This is a genomic window from Paracoccus yeei ATCC BAA-599, from assembly GCF_000622145.1.
GTDB classification, from domain to species: domain Bacteria; phylum Pseudomonadota; class Alphaproteobacteria; order Rhodobacterales; family Rhodobacteraceae; genus Paracoccus; species Paracoccus yeei.
Genome location: NZ_JHWH01000027.1, coordinates 1 through 16,640, shown reverse-complemented (window position 1 = coordinate 16,640; position 16,640 = coordinate 1). Strand labels below are relative to the sequence as shown.

The 16,640-nt window shown below is 62.9% G+C and carries 17 protein-coding genes; 10 read left to right on the top strand and 7 right to left on the bottom strand.

Features of this window, described 5'->3' with window-relative positions; all coding sequences use genetic code 11:
• Position 1 precedes the first annotated feature (1 nt).
• The 7 genes from BU28_RS0115030 to BU28_RS0115000 all read right to left on the bottom strand — a co-directional run bounded on the left by BU28_RS0115030 (position 2) and on the right by BU28_RS0115000 (position 5,564).
• Positions 2 to 625, bottom strand: a complete 624-nt coding sequence (locus BU28_RS0115030) for a hypothetical protein (RefSeq protein ID WP_028720209.1) — start codon at positions 623 to 625, stop codon at positions 2 to 4.
• A 101-nt stretch (positions 626 to 726) separates the two neighbouring features.
• Positions 727 to 1,602: an ATP-binding protein gene (locus tag BU28_RS0115025; protein WP_028720208.1), complete on the bottom strand. Its 876-nt coding sequence runs from the start codon at positions 1,600 to 1,602 to the stop codon at positions 727 to 729.
• Positions 1,602 to 1,898, bottom strand: a complete 297-nt coding sequence (locus BU28_RS0115020; protein ID WP_028720207.1) for a hypothetical protein — start codon at positions 1,896 to 1,898, stop codon at positions 1,602 to 1,604. The genes BU28_RS0115025 and BU28_RS0115020 overlap by 1 nt, the downstream gene beginning before the upstream one ends.
• Positions 1,899 to 1,936: 38 nt before the next feature.
• A complete protein-coding gene (locus BU28_RS23210) occupies positions 1,937 to 2,131 on the bottom strand; it encodes a hypothetical protein (protein WP_018303655.1) in 195 nt (64 codons plus the stop codon).
• An 84-nt stretch (positions 2,132 to 2,215) separates the two neighbouring features.
• Positions 2,216 to 2,938 carry an RNA polymerase sigma factor gene (locus BU28_RS0115010; protein WP_028720206.1) on the bottom strand — a complete coding sequence of 241 codons (723 nt, stop codon included), beginning with the start codon at positions 2,936 to 2,938 and terminating at the stop codon, positions 2,216 to 2,218.
• A 99-nt stretch (positions 2,939 to 3,037) separates the two neighbouring features.
• Positions 3,038 to 3,283 (bottom strand): hypothetical protein, encoded by a 246-nt coding sequence (locus tag BU28_RS23205; RefSeq protein ID WP_036763062.1) that lies wholly within the window; start codon positions 3,281 to 3,283, stop codon positions 3,038 to 3,040.
• A 109-nt stretch (positions 3,284 to 3,392) separates the two neighbouring features.
• A complete protein-coding gene (locus tag BU28_RS0115000; protein ID WP_028720205.1) occupies positions 3,393 to 5,564 on the bottom strand; it encodes a hypothetical protein in 2,172 nt (723 codons plus the stop codon).
• Positions 5,565 to 5,909: 345 nt separating this feature from the next.
• Here BU28_RS0115000 and BU28_RS0114995 point away from each other — a divergent pair, with 345 nt between their 5' ends.
• The 10 genes from BU28_RS0114995 (at position 5,910) to BU28_RS0114955 (ending at position 16,364) form a co-directional block, all read left to right on the top strand.
• Positions 5,910 to 6,365: a DUF2924 domain-containing protein gene (locus BU28_RS0114995; RefSeq protein WP_028720204.1), complete on the top strand. Its 456-nt coding sequence runs from the start codon at positions 5,910 to 5,912 to the stop codon at positions 6,363 to 6,365.
• Positions 6,362 to 7,687 (top strand): recombinase family protein, encoded by a 1,326-nt coding sequence (locus tag BU28_RS0114990; protein ID WP_028720203.1) that lies wholly within the window; start codon positions 6,362 to 6,364, stop codon positions 7,685 to 7,687. Before BU28_RS0114995 ends, BU28_RS0114990 begins: the two co-directional genes overlap by 4 nt.
• A complete protein-coding gene (locus tag BU28_RS0114985; protein WP_028720202.1) occupies positions 7,684 to 8,073 on the top strand; it encodes a hypothetical protein in 390 nt (129 codons plus the stop codon). The genes BU28_RS0114990 and BU28_RS0114985 overlap by 4 nt, the downstream gene beginning before the upstream one ends.
• A 90-nt stretch (positions 8,074 to 8,163) precedes the next feature.
• Complete coding sequence (locus BU28_RS24770) at positions 8,164 to 8,376, top strand: type II toxin-antitoxin system Phd/YefM family antitoxin (RefSeq protein WP_081791406.1); 213 nt, start codon at positions 8,164 to 8,166, stop codon at positions 8,374 to 8,376.
• Between the two features lie 5 nt (positions 8,377 to 8,381).
• Positions 8,382 to 10,841 carry an EcoAI/FtnUII family type I restriction enzme subunit R gene (hsdR, locus tag BU28_RS0114980; RefSeq protein WP_028720201.1) on the top strand — a complete coding sequence of 820 codons (2,460 nt, stop codon included), beginning with the start codon at positions 8,382 to 8,384 and terminating at the stop codon, positions 10,839 to 10,841.
• A 3-nt stretch (positions 10,842 to 10,844) separates the two neighbouring features.
• Positions 10,845 to 12,302, top strand: coding sequence for a type I restriction-modification system subunit M (locus BU28_RS0114975; RefSeq protein WP_028720200.1), 1,458 nt, complete (start codon positions 10,845 to 10,847; stop codon positions 12,300 to 12,302).
• The gene (locus BU28_RS0114970) at positions 12,299 to 14,023 is read left to right on the top strand and encodes a restriction endonuclease subunit S (RefSeq protein ID WP_036763059.1); all 1,725 of its coding nucleotides are present in this window, start codon (positions 12,299 to 12,301) and stop codon (positions 14,021 to 14,023) included. The genes BU28_RS0114975 and BU28_RS0114970 overlap by 4 nt, the downstream gene beginning before the upstream one ends.
• Entirely contained in the window at positions 14,020 to 14,739 is a 720-nt protein-coding gene (locus tag BU28_RS0114965) for a DUF3800 domain-containing protein (protein ID WP_028720198.1), read from the top strand. Before BU28_RS0114970 ends, BU28_RS0114965 begins: the two co-directional genes overlap by 4 nt.
• Positions 14,736 to 15,212, top strand: a complete 477-nt coding sequence (locus BU28_RS0114960; protein WP_028720197.1) for a hypothetical protein — start codon at positions 14,736 to 14,738, stop codon at positions 15,210 to 15,212. The genes BU28_RS0114965 and BU28_RS0114960 overlap by 4 nt, the downstream gene beginning before the upstream one ends.
• Positions 15,213 to 15,443: 231 nt before the next feature.
• Entirely contained in the window at positions 15,444 to 16,364 is a 921-nt protein-coding gene (locus BU28_RS0114955; protein ID WP_028720196.1) for an HNH endonuclease, read from the top strand.
• Positions 16,365 to 16,640: the final 276 nt, after the last annotated feature.

Genomic DNA, 16,640 nt, shown 5'->3' with positions numbered 1-16,640 from the left:
CTTACTGCGCCCAGCTCGGCCGACCGGCGGCGCCGGGAGCGGACGCGGGCTGGCTGGGCTGGGTGGGCGTGGTGGGCTGCTGCGAGGCGTGGCCCTGCGCCGGGGCGGCGGTGAACTGCGGCGGGACCGTTCCCATCAGCGCGGCGTAGTCGCGATGGTCGGGCGTGACGGCAGCGCGGATCTCGTTCTTGTCCTCGCCGTTGGTGTCGGTGCCGATGTCGATGCGGGCGACGAACTCGACGCCGTCGAGATCACCGAAGCCGTTGATGCGGCGGCGGGCCTGCGCCTCGGGCGAGTTGTCCTTGTCCGACACGCCGCGCGCCGAGTTGAGGATGCCGCGGATCAGGCCGCGCCCCATGTTGGCCCAGTCCGGGCCCTTCGGGCTGTAGAGGCCGATCAGCGACCAGACCTTGCGCCGGGCATAGGGCCCCTCAAGCACCGTGTATTCGGCGTCGAGATAGACGGCGCCGGTGGCGGCGCGGCGCGCCCAGCCGCCGGTCCAGCCCTGCGAGGGGTCGTCGAAGCCGCCCGGGCGCAGGGTGAGCCGCACCTTGGCGAGCGTGCCTTTCGGGATGACGTTGGTGTTCGATTGGGCGGAGTTGAAGTCGTTCCAGGGTCCGGACATTGCGCGGCTCCTTTCAGTTGGAGGATGGGACGCGCAGCGGCGTCAGAAGGGAAAAGCCACCCCGGCGACCGGATCGGGACACCGGGCGTGGCGAGAGGCGCTCAGCCATGGCCGGGCTCCTGCGCGGGCGCGGGATCGGCGGGCGTCACCGGCGGCCAGGTCAGGCGTTCGGAGGCAGGCGCCGCGGGGCGCTGGATCTTCTCCATCAGCCGGCCGAGATGCGGGGCCTCGACCATGTCGAGACGGCCCGAGCGGTCCTTGGCCGGATAGCCCCAGGAGTTCAGCGTCTGACAGACGAAGGCGCGCTGCGGCTGGCCGCCGGGGTCCGGGATGTCGGCCATGGTGATGACCTGATCCACGATCCCGGGCAGTTCGAGCCCGGTCTTCGAGCCGTCGATCTGCGGCTGGAAAACCTTGCGATTGAAGTCGTCGAGCCGCTCGTCGAGGATGCCCACGAACCAGACGTGCTTGCCGCGCGTGTGCTGCAGATGGGTCAGCCAGCCGATCATCTCGCGGCCATGCAGCCCGTAGGCGCCGCGGATGTCGGGCTTGCCGGTCTTCTCCGAGAACGCCTCGGGCTGGCCGCGGCACCATTGGAAGCAGAGCCGACCGGCCACGGTGATCGAGTCGATGAAGACGGTCTCGTATTTCCCGATCACCGTGGGATCGCCGTAGCGCCCGCAGACCTCGTCGAAATGCGCCTGGCTGTAGGGCTGGTCCTCGCGCAGCGCCGGATTCGGCCCGCCGATGAACACCGCGAAATCCCGGCACTCCTTCCAGGTGCGGGGCCGGAGCGTGTCGATCTCCAGCCCCTCGACCGCCAGATCCCCGGCCTCGAGATCGAGGAAGAGCGTGGTGGAAGCGTTCAGCGTCCAGAGCAGGCTGGTCTTGCCGATGCCGGACCGTCCGAAGATGACGCCCTTGATGCCCTTGCGCTGCGCGAGCCGTTCGTCGGCGCCGATGATGGGAAGGGCCATCACTGGCCCTCCTTCTTCATCACTGCAGCGGCGGCGCGATCTGCGCCGATGCACCCCGCCTCGCGGGCGAGCTTGTAGAGCCGCTTCAGCGCGTCGGCGCGGCGGTAGGCGGCCGTGCTCTCGCGTTCCGCTTCCACGATCGCGAAGGCGATCTCGTCGACGGTCGCCTCGACGACCGGCAAAGGCTCGCGCGGCTCGTCACCGGCTCGCTGCGGGAAGGCGATGGTTGCGGGGAGGTCTTCGAGCGCGTAACTCGCCTTGCGAAGACGGCTGATGGCGTCCGGCTGGTCCGGCATGGCGGTTCTCCGTGAGATGATGTGATCGAGGAGGCCCATCAGGCGGCCTCGCGGACGTCGGGCGCGGGCTCGGCGACGTAGATCGCCAAGAGCGGCGTCCCGTCGGCATGGGCGCCGGCGTCCTCGATCTGATAGTTGCGGTTGGGCTCGCAGACCTCGGTCAGCTCCCAGCGGCGATAGAGCCCCGGAAGACGCCTGAAATCCTCGAGCGACAGATCGGCAGTGCGGTTCATGCATGTCTGCTTTCGGTTGGAGGGAAGGCGCTCGAGGCGCTCGAATGGAAAAAGCCACCGGCGGGACCGGATCGGGACATCCGTTCAAGGGATTTCCTCGAGGGCGTCGTGCAGCCGGCGCATGGCGCGCTGGTAGCGCTTGCGGGCGGCGGCCTCGGTCAGGCCCAGTTCGACGGCGACCTCGGCCTGCGAGAAACCCTCGATCGCCACGCGGATCACCAACAGGGCGTCATCGCCGAGCAGCTTCCGCACGGCGCCGTTCAGCCGTGCGTACCCGGCCGCGCCGATCCCGCTGTCACCGTTGTCCGCCACCTCGTCGGGATCGGCGCCGCTGGCGAGATGTTCGCGTGTCTGGTCGCGCCGGCGCACGCGGATCATGTCGCGCTCGACGTTGCGCAGGACCGTGGCCGCGATCCAGTTGACGCGCCCGAGATCGAGCCCACGGACCGCCTCGGTGGTGCGCGCCAGAACATCGGACGCAACCTCGTCGGCGGTGCCGATCCTGCGCCAGATCGACCGGCGCCGGATGGCGTCGAGGCCGGGCCAGAGCGCCAACAGCAGGAGAGTCAGGGCGCAGTCGGACGCGGGCCCGTCGCCCTGCGCCGCCCCGACCAGCGCAGAGAGGATCACGTTCTTCCGGGCCGGATCGCCGGTCGTGCGGTGCAGCCCGTCCAGCAGAGCCGCCGGGTCCCGGAACGGCGCGAGAGCGGCCTGCGCACGCCGGACGGCGTCGAAACTGCGCTGGAAGTGAAGGTTTGTGGATGAATGCATGAGGTGATCACGGATCTCGTGCCACGCGAAGGACATCGGACGCCTGCCTTGCGGCCAGGCGTCCGGCGCCTTCTCGTGGCCAGGTCAGGACGTCGCGCGTCTCTGCGATTTCAGGGGGTTGGGTGAGTGGGCGCGTCAGCGCGCGGGTGCGGTCGCGTTGTTCAGCGTGCCGCAGCCGCGGCAGGTGGCCTGAACCGGGAAGCCCACGAGATACTCGTGCCCCCGCGCGAAGCGCAGGTGCATGCGGCCGTCCCGGCAGACGCCGAGCAGCTTGTCACAGCGCGTGCAGCGCCATTCCGCATTGGAGGTGGTGGGCTTGGTCGTCGCGGCGCCGGTCCAGCTCGTCGGGGCTGCCTGGCGCGAGGGGAAGGGAGTCGGCATGGAAGTGCTCCTCTATTGCTTGGAGCACCTCAATCGTCGTCAAAATATCGGACCGTCCCCCGCGATAATTCGGACGAGGGTCCGACCTTGTGGCTCTGAAACAGAACGGTCAGTCGGTCTTCAGCCGCCAGTGGCCTCGACGGTTGTTCTCAATGTAAACTCCGGCCACAGTCTTTCGTGATGCTGATGGCCAAGCGTCTGCCGGACTGGCGACGCCGGTGCCTTCGATGACCTCTCCGGTTGGAACATCCGCTCTCCCAGCCTTATGCGCGGCAACGAGACGATCCAGGATCGACATCTGCTTGTGGCCCGAGACCGGGAGTGGCGCTTTGCCAGGGATGTATAGCATCGCCGATTGCGAACCATATTTGGGCAGCGCAACTTCAGCGCCACCGAGCGCCAGCCAACGGTTGGCTTGGAAACGATCCAGCAACTTCCTCATGGCTTCATCATCGACCCGACCCTCGTGAAGCGCCTCGGCCAAGGGAATCACAACATTTGGTCCGAGATGTTTGAACGGGGTCTGTCCGGCCGTCAGTACGATCCCAATGCCGGCGTCCTGGCGACTGCGAAGAGTTACATCCAATCGCTGTAGCGTCCGCGGCTGTCCGAGACGGCGTGCGAAATAAAGAGGGAGGTCAGAGTCCTCTGCTCGCCACCGACCGAGATATCCGAGATCTGGATCCAGAGACTCAAAGGATGACCGTCCGATCATCGGCTTCAAAGCGGTGATAAGGGTTTCTTCCAGCCAGTCCCGCTTAATCACGTACTGCCGCATATCATGGAGGGGAATAGCCCCAAGTTCCTCCCCGAAGCTGCCGGTGGCTGTCGCTTCAGTTGGCTTCGAGCCCGGCCCAACTTCTACATCGCCAAAGTCGTCCTCATCATCAATCAGGATGATGTTCTGACGACTTCGCAAGCTGATGATGCCCGCATCGAGCAGACGTTTGGCGTCAAGACCAATCCGACGGAGGTGGCCGCCGCTGATGTCATCCTCGGGCGAGTCGTGAAGTTCCAGAAGATGCGGCAATAGTTGCGCCACTTCATTATGATCAAGTTCGCGGAGGCGGTTGAGTACACCCCAGAATTGGAGCAAACGGTAGCCAAGATCGCGCTCGTCCGGATCGCTCTTGCTTTGCAGATTTGACCTTCGATCGCCGAACGAGATTTCCAGCGACCGCGGTTTCTTGTAGCCGGTCCTGCTGTAACGAACTGCGACGATGAGGCGGCTGAATCCCTCCACGTGCTTGAGAAGCTCGCTGCCGCCGAGATAACGCTTCGCGATGTCCTCGATGTCGTCATCGATAGTCACGCGAAGCGACAATCTGCGAGACCAACTGCCGAGGCGCATCTCCACCTCGATCAGTTGTGCCGCCGAGATTTCCACGTCGTCCCATGGAGGCAACGTTAGGCTAAGCGATTCATGGAATGGCGACAGATCGTAGTGACGCCAATTCAGGGGCTTCTTTGATAGATCCGCCCCAAGCACCACTTCGGCAAATCCATCCCCTACCTTCTTGCGGACCTGTGGGCTCGGACCGCAGATTTCCATGACCTTGTCGTCCGGTGTCCAAATCAACGTGGCTTCGTTTGGAGGCCGATAGTAGATCGTACCCCGCATTCCGTTGTCCCTATGACTGAAGACACTGGACAACGGACCGGCATGGCGAACGATTACCATAACAGATGCCGGATGGTTCGCTGTCTTCGGCAAATCCAAGGTACGAATGGAAACCTTTGACGGAAGTTCCAGTCGAGCCGTCAGCAAAGAGGCTAAGGCATCTTGGTCAATGGCACCGGCGGCGTCCGCGATCGTCCCTTCGACATCTGCTTCAAACGAGTCATACATCTTGCCATGATCACGATACTGGCGTGCGGCATAAAAGGCTTCAGCATCTTCGAATTCTTCTGGGTAGCGCAGGTAAACCCAGATGCTGCGGCACAATTCATTCGGCTCATTGACAAACGTTTCATATTCTTCATGAGAGAGCCGCTGCTTGGCAACGTGTTCCAGTGACGTCGGTCCCTTCCCAATCGAAAGCCTCCTGATCCGCCGGCACCGGTCTTCGAGGGGGCGCAGGGCTTCGGCCGCGCCCTCATTCAACTGCTCAAGGGCAGCAATCCGAACATCGTCGTCGTCTTCGACAATGGGCAACTCAATCCCCAAGGACGGTTCGGATTCGGCTTCCCGAAAATCGATAATCTCCTGAAGCAGAGGGAGAGGTGTGATTTCAACGATCTCGAGAGTCTCACGGCCAATATTCTGGTATTTCCGACTCATAACCAAATCCTCTCAAGACTGCTTCCTGCTGCTGTAGTAAAGCCGATCGGGAGCCCGGCTCGCAAGTTTTGCTACAGCGTGTCCCAGTCGCCGAGCCCAGATGGCTTTTCAACAATGAAGCCACTGCTGACCGGACTCGCACCACATGAAACGCCCCAATCCGCTGCCGCCCGACCAGATGACGCCAGCAGAGCGACGTGCTGAGCTGTGCGGCCTGCTGGCCCTCGGGCTGGTTCGGTTCCGGTTGCGGGAGACGGGCGAAGTATCTGACGGTACTGGAGAAAGTTGCCTACACTATTCGCTCGACCAATGCCGTCATGCAACTCCAACTCAACGGAGAAATGCATGAACAAGCCCGATCCCATCCCCGCGCGCCTGGCCGCGCTCAAGACCACGCCGACGCCCGACCTGAAACAACAGTGGCGCGACCTGTTCGACAGCGAGCCGCCGCCGTTCAACCGGCGCTACCTCGAGTCCCGCTTGGCCTACCGCATCCAGGAACTGGCCTATGGCGGGCTGAAGCCCGAAACGGTCCGGCGGCTGGAACGGCTGGGCGAGGAACTGGACGGCGGCGACAGGACGAAGCGCAGCATCCGTTCCGACCGTGACCGCCCGATCACTGGCACGCGTCTCCTGCGCGAATGGCAGGGCGTCGAGCAGATCGTCACCGTCACCGCCGACGGCTTCGAATGGCAGGGTCGGCCCTACAAGTCGCTGTCCGCCATCGCCCGCGCGATCACCGGCACGCGCTGGAACGGCTGGGTGTTCTTCGGGCTCAAGAACCACAGGGGGCGGACATGACGAAGCCGCCGGAAAAATCGAAGGTCGTCCGCAAGCTACGGTGTGCCGTCTACACCCGGAAGTCCTCCGAGGAAGGGCTGGAGCAGGAGTTCAACAGCCTCCATGCCCAACGCGAGGCCTGCGAAGCTTACATCGCCAGCCAGCGGTCCGAGGGCTGGGTACTGGTCCGCGATCAGTATGACGACGGCGGCATCTCGGGTGGAACGCTGGAACGCCCCGGCCTCCGACGGCTGCTGGAGGACATCGAGGACGGGCTGGTCGACGTAGTCGTGGTCTACAAGATCGACCGGCTCAGCCGCTCGCTGGCCGATTTCGCCAAGCTGGTCGAGGTGTTCGACCGCAACGGCGTGACCTTCGTCTCGGTGACGCAGTCGTTCAACACCACCACGTCGATGGGACGGTTGACGCTGAACATCCTGCTGTCCTTCGCCCAGTTCGAACGCGAGGTGACGGCCGAGCGCATCCGCGACAAGGTCGCCGCCAGCCGGAAGAAGGGCATGTGGATGGGCGGGGTGCCGCCCTTCGGCTATCGCGTCGAGAACCGGAAGCTGGTTGTGGACGAAGAGCACGCCGAGCACGTTCGATGGATCTTCGCGCGCTTCCTTGAGATCGGGTCCTGCACGGACCTGGCGCGAGAGGTCGGCGCACGCGGCATCCGGACGCCGCGCGGCAACCGGATCGACAAGAAGTACATCTACCGGATGCTCAGTAACCGCGCCTACATCGGCGAGGCGGTCCACAAGGGCGACAGCTATCCCGGCGAGCACGACGCGATCATCAACCGCGAGACATGGGACCGCGTTCATGCCATCCTGCAAGACAGTCCCCGCAAGCGCGCCGCCCGCACCCGCTCCGACACGCCCGCGTTGCTGAAGGGACTGCTGTTCGGACCCGATGGCGCGGCGTTCTCACCGACGCATACGCGCAAGGGCGACAGGCTCTACCGTTATTATGTCAGCCAGACGGTGCTGAAGCATGGCGCTGGGTCGTGCCCGGTAGGCCGCGTGCCCGCGGGCGATATCGAGGCGGCGGTGATCGACCAGCTTCGCGCCGTCTTTCGCCAGCCCGAGATCGTGGCGGGCACGTTGAGAGCGGGTCGAACACAGGACGAGGAGATCACCGAGGCCGACGCACGGGCAGCGCTTCAGCAGCTCGACCCGCTGTGGGACGAACTGTTCCCCGCCGAACAGGCACGCATCGTGGCGCTGCTGGTCGAGCGCGTGGACATCGGCACGGGTGGGCTCAACGTCCGGCTCCGTATTGATGGGCTCGGCGGTCTCACGCGCGAGATGCTGGCTGGACACATGGGAGCGGCTGCATGACCCGCGGCACGCCGATCCCGGACAGCCTGACCATCCATGTCCCATTCCGCATCGTGAAGCGGGGCGGGCGGAAAGAGATGCAGTTGCCTGTGGGCACCACAGCGCCGCGAGCGCCGGACAACACACTGGTTAAGGCGCTGGCGCGTGCCTTCCGGTGGAAGCGCATGCTGGAATCGGGTGAGTTCACCACCATCGCCGAACTGGCTGAACGCGAGGGGATCGCGACGTCCTATATGACGCGCCTCCTGCGCCTGACGCAGCTTGAGCCTGGCATCATTGAGGCGGTTCTCGACGGACGTCAGGGCGATGCCGTTACGCTCGCGCGACTTATGGACCCGTTCCCGATCAGCTGGATCGAGCAGAAGAACACTTTCCTCGGTACCTGAACACCTACTCCATACATCTGACGCCACTGCTGCTATTGCTTCATTGGGCCAAATTGGCCAAAAGTGATGCAGGCATAGGCGGGGAGTCGAATGCAGACCTTGAGCGCGAAAGACGCGAAGTACGGATTCGGACGACTGATCGATCTCGCTCGAGCCGAGCCAGTTGCGGTGGCGAAGCACGGCCGGCCCGTCGTCGTCGTACTTGCAGTCGAAGAGTATGAGCGTCTGAAGAGGTTGGACGTGCAGGAAAAAAATTTCGCCGGTGAAGCAGCTTCAAGTAACGAAGAACAAGGGGGCGGCTGACCGGTATGGACAAGCGAAGCCTCACCGAGCGCGATATCTGCACCAAGTTCATCCTGCCTGCCGTCAAGCGCGCAGGCTGGGACGAGATGGTGCAGGTTCGGGAGGAGGTCTATTTCACCAAGGGCCGCATCATCGTGCGCGGCAAGCTGGTGACGCGCGGCAAGGCGAAGAAGGCCGACTTTGTTCTCTACTACAAGCCGAACATTCCGATCGCCCTGATCGAGGCGAAGGACAACTCCCACAGCGTCGGCGACGGCATGCAGCAGGCGCTCGACTATGCCGAAACGCTGAAGATCCCCTTCGTCTTCAGTTCGAACGGCGACGGCTTCGTATTCCATGACCGCACCGGCGCCAGTTCGCCGCGCGAGCTGAACCTTGGTCTCGACGCCTTCCCGTCGCCCGCTGACCTGTGGGCGCGCTATCGCGCCTGGAGAGGACTCGATGGCGAATCTGAAGAGATTGTTCTTCAGGACTACCACGACGACGGCAGCGGCAAGGAGCCGCGTTACTACCAGGTCAACGCGGTCAACGCGGCGATCGAGGCCATCGCCAAGGGCCAGGACCGGGTGCTGCTGGTCATGGCGACCGGCACGGGCAAGACCTACACCGCGTTCCAGATCATCTGGCGCCTATGGAAATCACGGCGCTGGAACCCCGAAGGCAACAAGCGCGTCCTGTTCCTCGCCGACCGTAATGTGCTGATCGACCAGACGATGGTGAACGACTTCCGCCCCTTTGGCGCGGCAATGGCAAAGCTTTCAACCAATGCCAAGACCATCGAACGGCAGGACGGCACCTCGGTCGACCTGACGCTGGCGCTCGACAGGAAACGGCGCATCGACACCGCCTTCGAGGTCTATCTCGGCCTCTATCAGGCGATCACCGGGCCGGAAGAGCGCCAGAAGCTGTTCAAGGAGTTCTCGAAGGACTTCTTCGATCTGATCGTGATCGACGAATGCCATCGCGGCAGCGCCGCCGAGGATTCCGCCTGGCGTGAAATCCTGACCCATTTTTCCGGTGCGACGCAGATCGGCCTGACCGCCACGCCGAAGGAGACGGAATATGTCTCCAACACGGAATATTTCGGCGAGCCTGTATTCACCTATTCGCTGAAGCAGGGGATCAGCGACGGATTTCTGGCTCCCTACAAGGTCATCAAAGTTCACATCGACCGTGACGTAGAAGGCTACCGGCCCGAGAAAGGCCAGCTGGACCGCGACGGCAACGAGGTCGAGGACCGCATCTACAACGCCAAGGATTTCGACCGCACGCTGGTTCTGGACGACCGCACCCTTCTGACGGCGAAAAAGATCACGGCCTTCCTCAAGGAAAGCGGCGACCGCTACCAGAAGACCATCGTGTTCTGCGTCGATCAGGAACACGCAGCCCGCATGCGTCAGGCGCTGATCAACGAGAACTCCGACCTGGTGACCGAGAACGCGCGCTACGTCATGCGCATCACCGGCAGCGACAAGGAGGGCCAGGACCAGCTTGGTAACTTCATCGACCCGGAATCGAAGTGGCCCGTCTTGGTCACGACCTCACGCCTGCTGTCCACCGGCGTTGATGCGCAGACCTGCCGCCTGATCGTGCTCGACCGTGAAATCGGCTCGATGACCGAGTTCAAGCAGATCGTCGGGCGCGGCACCCGCGTGCACGAGGACACCAGGAAGTTCTATTTCACGCTGATCGATTTCCGTGGCGCGACAGCGCATTTCGCTGACCCGGACTTCGACGGCGATCCCGTGCAGATCTACTCGCCAGGCGCGGATGACCCGATGACGCCGCCCGACGAGGAACCAGCAACGCCCGAGGGCGAGGACGCGATCCCGCCGACGCCGGGTGAGGACGAGACCATCGTCGATCAGCCCGGCCTGCCGCTGCCGCCGGGCGATCCGGTCCGCAAGATCTACGTCGATGGCGTCGGCGCCCGCATCATCGCCGAGCGGGTGGAATACCTCGACGAGAACGGCAAGCTTGTCACCGAATCCCTGCGCGATTTCACCAAGAACGCCCTGAGGAAACGCTTCGCCAGCCTCGACGAGTTTCTGAAACGCTGGAACGCCGCCGAGCGCAAGCAGGCCATCGTCGAGGAACTGGAGGCAGAAGGTTTAGCCCTCGATGCCATCGCTGACGAGCTTGGCAAGAATCTCGATCCGTTCGACCTGATCTGCCATGTCGCCTTCGACGCCAAGCCCCTCACGCGCCGAGAACGGGCCGAGAACGTGAAGAAGCGTGACGTGTTCACCAAGTACGGGCCGCAAGCTCGCGCCGTCCTCGATGCCCTGCTGGAGAAGTACCGCGACGAGGGCGTGCTCAATCTCGACGACGCCAATGTGCTGAAGGTGACCCCCTTCACCGACATGGGCAGCGTCGTTCAACTCATCAACGCGTTCGGCGGCAAGGCGGGCTTCGAGAAGGCCGTCCATGAATTGCAGGACGCACTCTACCAGGAGACCGCCTGAACCATGATCGTCCGTACCACCGTCAAATCCATTCAGGACATCATGCGCCAGGACGTAGGCGTCGATGGCGATGCCCAGCGCATTAGCCAGCTCACATGGCTGTTCTTCCTCAAGATCATCGACGACCAGGATCAGGAACTCGAAATCACGCGCGACGATTACCGCTCGCCGATCCACGAGCGTTTCCAGTGGCGGAACTGGGCGGCGGACCCCGAGGGCATCACCGGGCAGGCCATGCTCGATTTCGTCAACGATGAGCTGTTTCCCGCCCTCAAGGGCCTCCAGGTCTCAGCCAAGCCGGGCGATCGCCGCCGCGTCGTGCGCGACGTGTTCGAGGATGCCTACAACTACATGAAATCCGGCCAGCTGCTACGGCAGGTTGTCAACAAGATCAATCAGGTTGATTTCAACAACCTCGACGAACGTCGCCACTTCGGCGAGTTCTACGAGCAGCTGCTCAACGACCTGCAATCGGCGGGCAATGCGGGCGAATACTACACGCCCCGCGCCGTGACCGCCTTCATGGTCCAGATGGTCGACCCCCATCCGGGCGAGACGCTGTTCGACCCCGCCTGCGGCACTGGCGGCTTCCTGACCTGTTCCATCCGCCACATGGAGGAGAAATACGTCCGCACGCCTGCGCAGCGCGAGACGATGCAGGGCGCCCTCCGCGCGGTGGAGAAAAAGCAGCTTCCCCACATGCTCTGCGTCACCAACATGCTGCTGCACGGCATCGAGGACCCGTCCTTCGTGCGCCACGACAACACGCTGGCCCGCCCCTACATCAGCTACACCGCGTCCGACCGTGTGGACATCGTGCTGACCAACCCGCCTTTCGGCGGGCGCGAGGAAGACGGCATCGAGTCCAACTTCCCGCAGCACTTCCGCACCCGCGAGACCGCCGACCTCTTCCTTGCCCTAATCATCCGCCTGCTGAAGACGAACGGCCGCGCGGCCGTGGTCCTGCCTGACGGCTCGCTGTTCGGCGAGGGCGTCAAGACCCGGCTCAAGGAGCACCTGATGGAGGAGTGCAACCTCCACACCATCGTACGCCTGCCGAACTCGGTCTTCCGTCCCTACGCCTCGATCGGCACAAATCTGCTGTTCTTCGAGAAGGGCGCGCCGACGCGGGACATCTGGTTCTGGGAGCATCGGGTACCCGAGGGGCAGAAGGCCTATTCCATGACCCGGCCCATCCGGCTGGAGCATCTGGCCGACTGCGCCGCCTGGTGGGGCGGGCCGCGCCGCGAGGGGCGGGTGGAGACCGAGCGCGCCTGGAAGGTCAGCGCAGAGGAGGTGAAGGCCCGCGGCTACAACCTCGACATCAAGAACCCGCACACGGTGGCCGAAGATCACGGCGACCCAGAGACGCTGCTGGAGGATCTGACAAACGCAGAGGCCGAGGTGGCGGCGCTCCGCGACCAGTTGAAGGCGATCCTGTCAGAGGCGCTGGCGCGATGAACGCGGAACGGCTGCTCGCCCTCTACGAAAAGGTGGCCGAGGCGCCCGACGCGGTTCCACGCCTGCGACGCTTCGTGCTGGACCTCGCCGTGCGGGGGAAGCTTGTGCCGCACGATACAAGCGAGGGGCAAGGGGCCGTCCTACTGAAGCAGATTGCTGATGCCTGGAAAGCCCGCCTGGCGTCCGGAGAAATCAAGAAGATCGTGAAATGGCCGAAGGTGTCAGCCGAGGATGTGCCATTCGACGTGCCATCGAACTGGGCGCTGGTAAGACTTGGCGAAGCCATGGACCTCATCAACGGGCGCGCTTTCAAGCCATCCGATTGGACGCAAGAGGGTTTGCCCATCGTCCGAATCCAAAACTTGAACAACGCTTCGGCACCATTCAATCGCTTTGACGGTGACGTCAGGCCCAGGTTCCTAATCGACACAGGCGACTTTCTAATCAGTTGGTCGGGCACCCCCGGAACGTCGTTCGGTGCCCATATCTGGGACCGCGGTCCAGCGGTGCTGAACCAGCATATCTTCAAAGCCGTGCTGCTTGGCGAGGCGTTCGAGAAGGCTTTCCTCAAGATCGCCATCAACTCTCGCCTGCTGGAACTGATTGAGCAGGCTCATGGCGGTGTCGGTCTCCAACACATCACGAAGCCAAAGCTAGAAGCTGTTGCGCTAACCCTCCCACCCCTTGCCGAGCAGCGGCGGATCGTTGCGAAGGTGGAGGAGCTGATGGCGCTGCTGGATCGGCTGGAGGCGGCGCGCGGGCAGCGCGAGGCGACCCGCGACCGGCTGACCACCGCCAGCCTCGCCCGCCTGACTGCCTCTGATACGGGGCCCGACGCCGATCCAGCCGACTTCCCAGCCAACGCCCGCTTCGCCCTCGCCACGCTCCCCGCCCTCACCACCCGCCCAGACCAGATCAAACCCCTCCGACAGACCATCCTCAACCTCGCCGTCCACGGCAAACTTGTGGACCAGGATACCACCGACGAACCTGTCTCAAGCCTCGTCGAAAGGATCTGGTCGGAGCAGGAGGCGGCGAAGAAGCAGCGCGCCGAACCTGATATGACGCTGGTGGACTTCTCGATACCATCACATTGGATTTGGCAATCGCTGGACGGGGTCCTCACGGATGGCCCTCAGAACGGACTCTCGCCGCGCAAGTCGGAAAGAAAAGACGCGCCGAAAGCGATAACGCTCACGGCGACCACAAGCGGCGCCTTCGATGCCCAGCAATTCAAGAATGTTGATGTGAGTCTGGCAGACGCTGCGCGCTATTGGCTCGAGCCGGGCGACCTTTTGTTTCAGCGAGGCAACACTCGGGAATATGTCGGAATGGCTGCGATCTATGATGGTCCGCCCGAAACGTTCCTGTTTCCCGATCTGATAATGCGCGTGAAGGTCTCGCCGCACGTGGACATACGTTTCGCGCATCTATGGTGCATTGCTCCGTTCGCTCGCCATTTCCTGAGCGCGAATGCGACTGGGGCGCAGCAAACGATGCCGAAAATCAATCAGGGTATCCTACGCTCCTTGCCAATCCCCCTCCCACCTCTCGCCGAACAACATCGCATCGTGGCCAAGGTCGATGCCCTCATGGCCCTCTGCGATCGGCTGGCGACCGCCCTCGCCACCGCCGACTCCACTCGAGCGCGCCTCCTCGAAGCCCTTCTCGCCGACGCGCTGGACCCGGCATCGATGCATGAGAAGGAAGCGGCGGAATGACGGAGCCACGCCTGTTCAACGTCTATTGCGACGAAAGCTGCCATCTCGAGCACGACGGCGTGCCTGTAATGGCTTGGGGTGCCGTCTATTGCCCCGCCGACGCCAGCCGCGCCATTTCCGAAGCAGTGCGGGCGCTGAAGGCCGACCATGGGCTTGCGCATGATTTCGAGGCGAAATGGACAAAAGTCTCGCCAGCCAAGGCCGATTTCTACTTGGCTCTGATTGACCTGTTCTTGAACGATGAGCGGCTTCGGTTCCGTGGCCTCGTCGTTCCGGACAAGAGCTTGCTGGACCACGCGCGCTTCGACCAGTCACACGACGACTGGTACTACAAGATGTATTTCACAATGCTGCGCCCCATCTTCTGCGCACCGCATCGATATCGCATCTACCTGGACGTAAAGGACACACGCGGCGGGCCGAAAACCCGGAAGCTGCATGAGGTCCTGGCCAACAGTCTTTATGACTTCGACCGGGAGGCGATCCAGCGCGTCCAGCAGGTTCGCAGCCACGAAAGCGAGCTGCTCCAGGTTGCCGACCTTGTTGTCGGAGCGCTAACGTATGCGAACCGTGGCCTCACAACGAGCCCGGCAAAGACGGCAGTTGCGGCTAGGCTGCGTGAGCGGCTCGGGCAAAATCTTCTGATCCGCACTTCCACGTTCACGGCAACGAAATTCAACATTCTCGTGTGGCGGGCGCGGGAGGCGGCTGGATGAACCCGCCCGATCTACTGCCGTTCGCCGCGCTTGGGGGCGACTGGCCCGCATATGAAGCCGAGCTCCACCGCATCTTCATTGCCGAGATTGCGCGCGGCGAGCTTACCTTTCGCGGAGATCGGGTGAATTGCCGCCGATTACCGGAGGCGGCGGACCGATGGGCTTCGTTCTGGCACTTGGTTCAGGAGGGACGGGTTGAAGATGACCGCATGCCCGACCTGCGCCGATGCGAGCGTATTCGGTGGGTGCGCTGGGTGATCGAGAATGCGGCGTCTCACGTCGAGATCGACATGTGGCAGAACACCCGCGGCACCGAGACCAACACGCTGCTCTGGTTTCGCGAGGAATATCTGGTCGTTCTAGGGCAGCGCCAAGGCTACTGGCTCTTGAGAACGGCCTATTGCACGGAGAAAAGTGGGCGTATCGCGCAGCTCAGAAAGGAGCGAGATGCGTTCCGCCGCGCCAACCCCTAGAACGGCTGAAGCCGCCCAAGCGAACCTAGGCGGCCTCGAATGCTCCTCCTACACATGGCAGGTGAGACAACGCGAACATGGCGCATCTGGGCCTGATTGTCAAGGACCTCCGGCGTCCACCAAGCATGACCCCAGTGCCGGCTTCGAGAAAAATCGCATCATTTACAGTCCCTTAACGATATTTGATTTGGCGCCTAGGGCCGTCATTCAGCCAGGCAGTGGTAGCGAGTGATGGCCGTCAACCTCGTGATCGCAGTCACAGACGGAGACTGGTTCGAGATGTTGCGCCAGCACCCCAACCTTGGCGAGGTCAACTTCTGGGCACCGTCAGCGGCGAACTTCCGGGCACTACGATCCGGCGAGCTCTTTCTCTTCAAGCTACACGCACCCCGCAACGTGATCGTCGGTGGCGGCGTGTTCACGTACGCCAATGCTCTGCCATGCTCGCTGGCCTGGGAAGCTTTTGGCGTTGCAAATGGTGCTCGGTCGGCACAGGAGATGCGAGCCCGTATCGCACGCTATCGCAGGAGCGACCCGTCGGACCGAAGTGACTTTCAAATCGGTTGCCGGATCCTCACGCAGCCGTTCTTCTTCCGTGAGGCCGACTGGATCCCCGTCCCGCGAAGCTGGGCACCAAATATCGTTTCGTTCAAGACGTACAGCACCGGAGACGCTGAAGGCCTGGCTCTGTGGAATGCGGTGAACGACCGAATGAATCGGCAGCAATTTGTCGGTATGGCCGAAGACCGAGCGCGGTACGGCGATCCGCAGCTGATCCGCCCGCGTCTCGGCCAAGGAGCCTTCCGCGTGCTCGTGACCGACCTATACCAGCGTAGGTGCGCCATAACACAAGAGCGCACTCTACCGGCTCTGGAGGCGGCTCATATTCGTCCATACGGGGAAGGGGGAGGACACGAAGCCAAGAACGGCCTTCTTCTGAGGCGAGACATTCATAGCCTATTTGACGGCGGGTACGTGACTGTGACCCCGGAGAACCGCTTTGAAGTGAGCCGCAGGATAAGAGAAGAGTTCGATAATGGTCGACACTACTACGAGCTTCATGGCCGGAGTATCTCGCTGCCTACTGACGAGGGCGCCCGACCGGATCCCGCTTTTCTCCAATGGCACAATGAGAACCGGTTCAACGGCTGACGGAATTTGGATGTGGGTTCCGGGCGCCGCCCGGTTGGATTCTCGAAACACAACAGGCTGTGCGCGGCAGAAAATCCTTACCTTTCAGCGCATTGGGCGAAATTCACCAAATCACCGCAGGCAACAGGTCCGGAGAATATTGGCCCTGAGAGACTGCTTCCGGGGCTCTTGGCGGCAGCGCCAGTGCTCAGCCCCTCCCGCATAACCCTCGACAACAACGGAAAAATCCGGCCGCAGCCGGATCGGGAGAACGCTTTCGCGAGGGCAAGTGGCGGA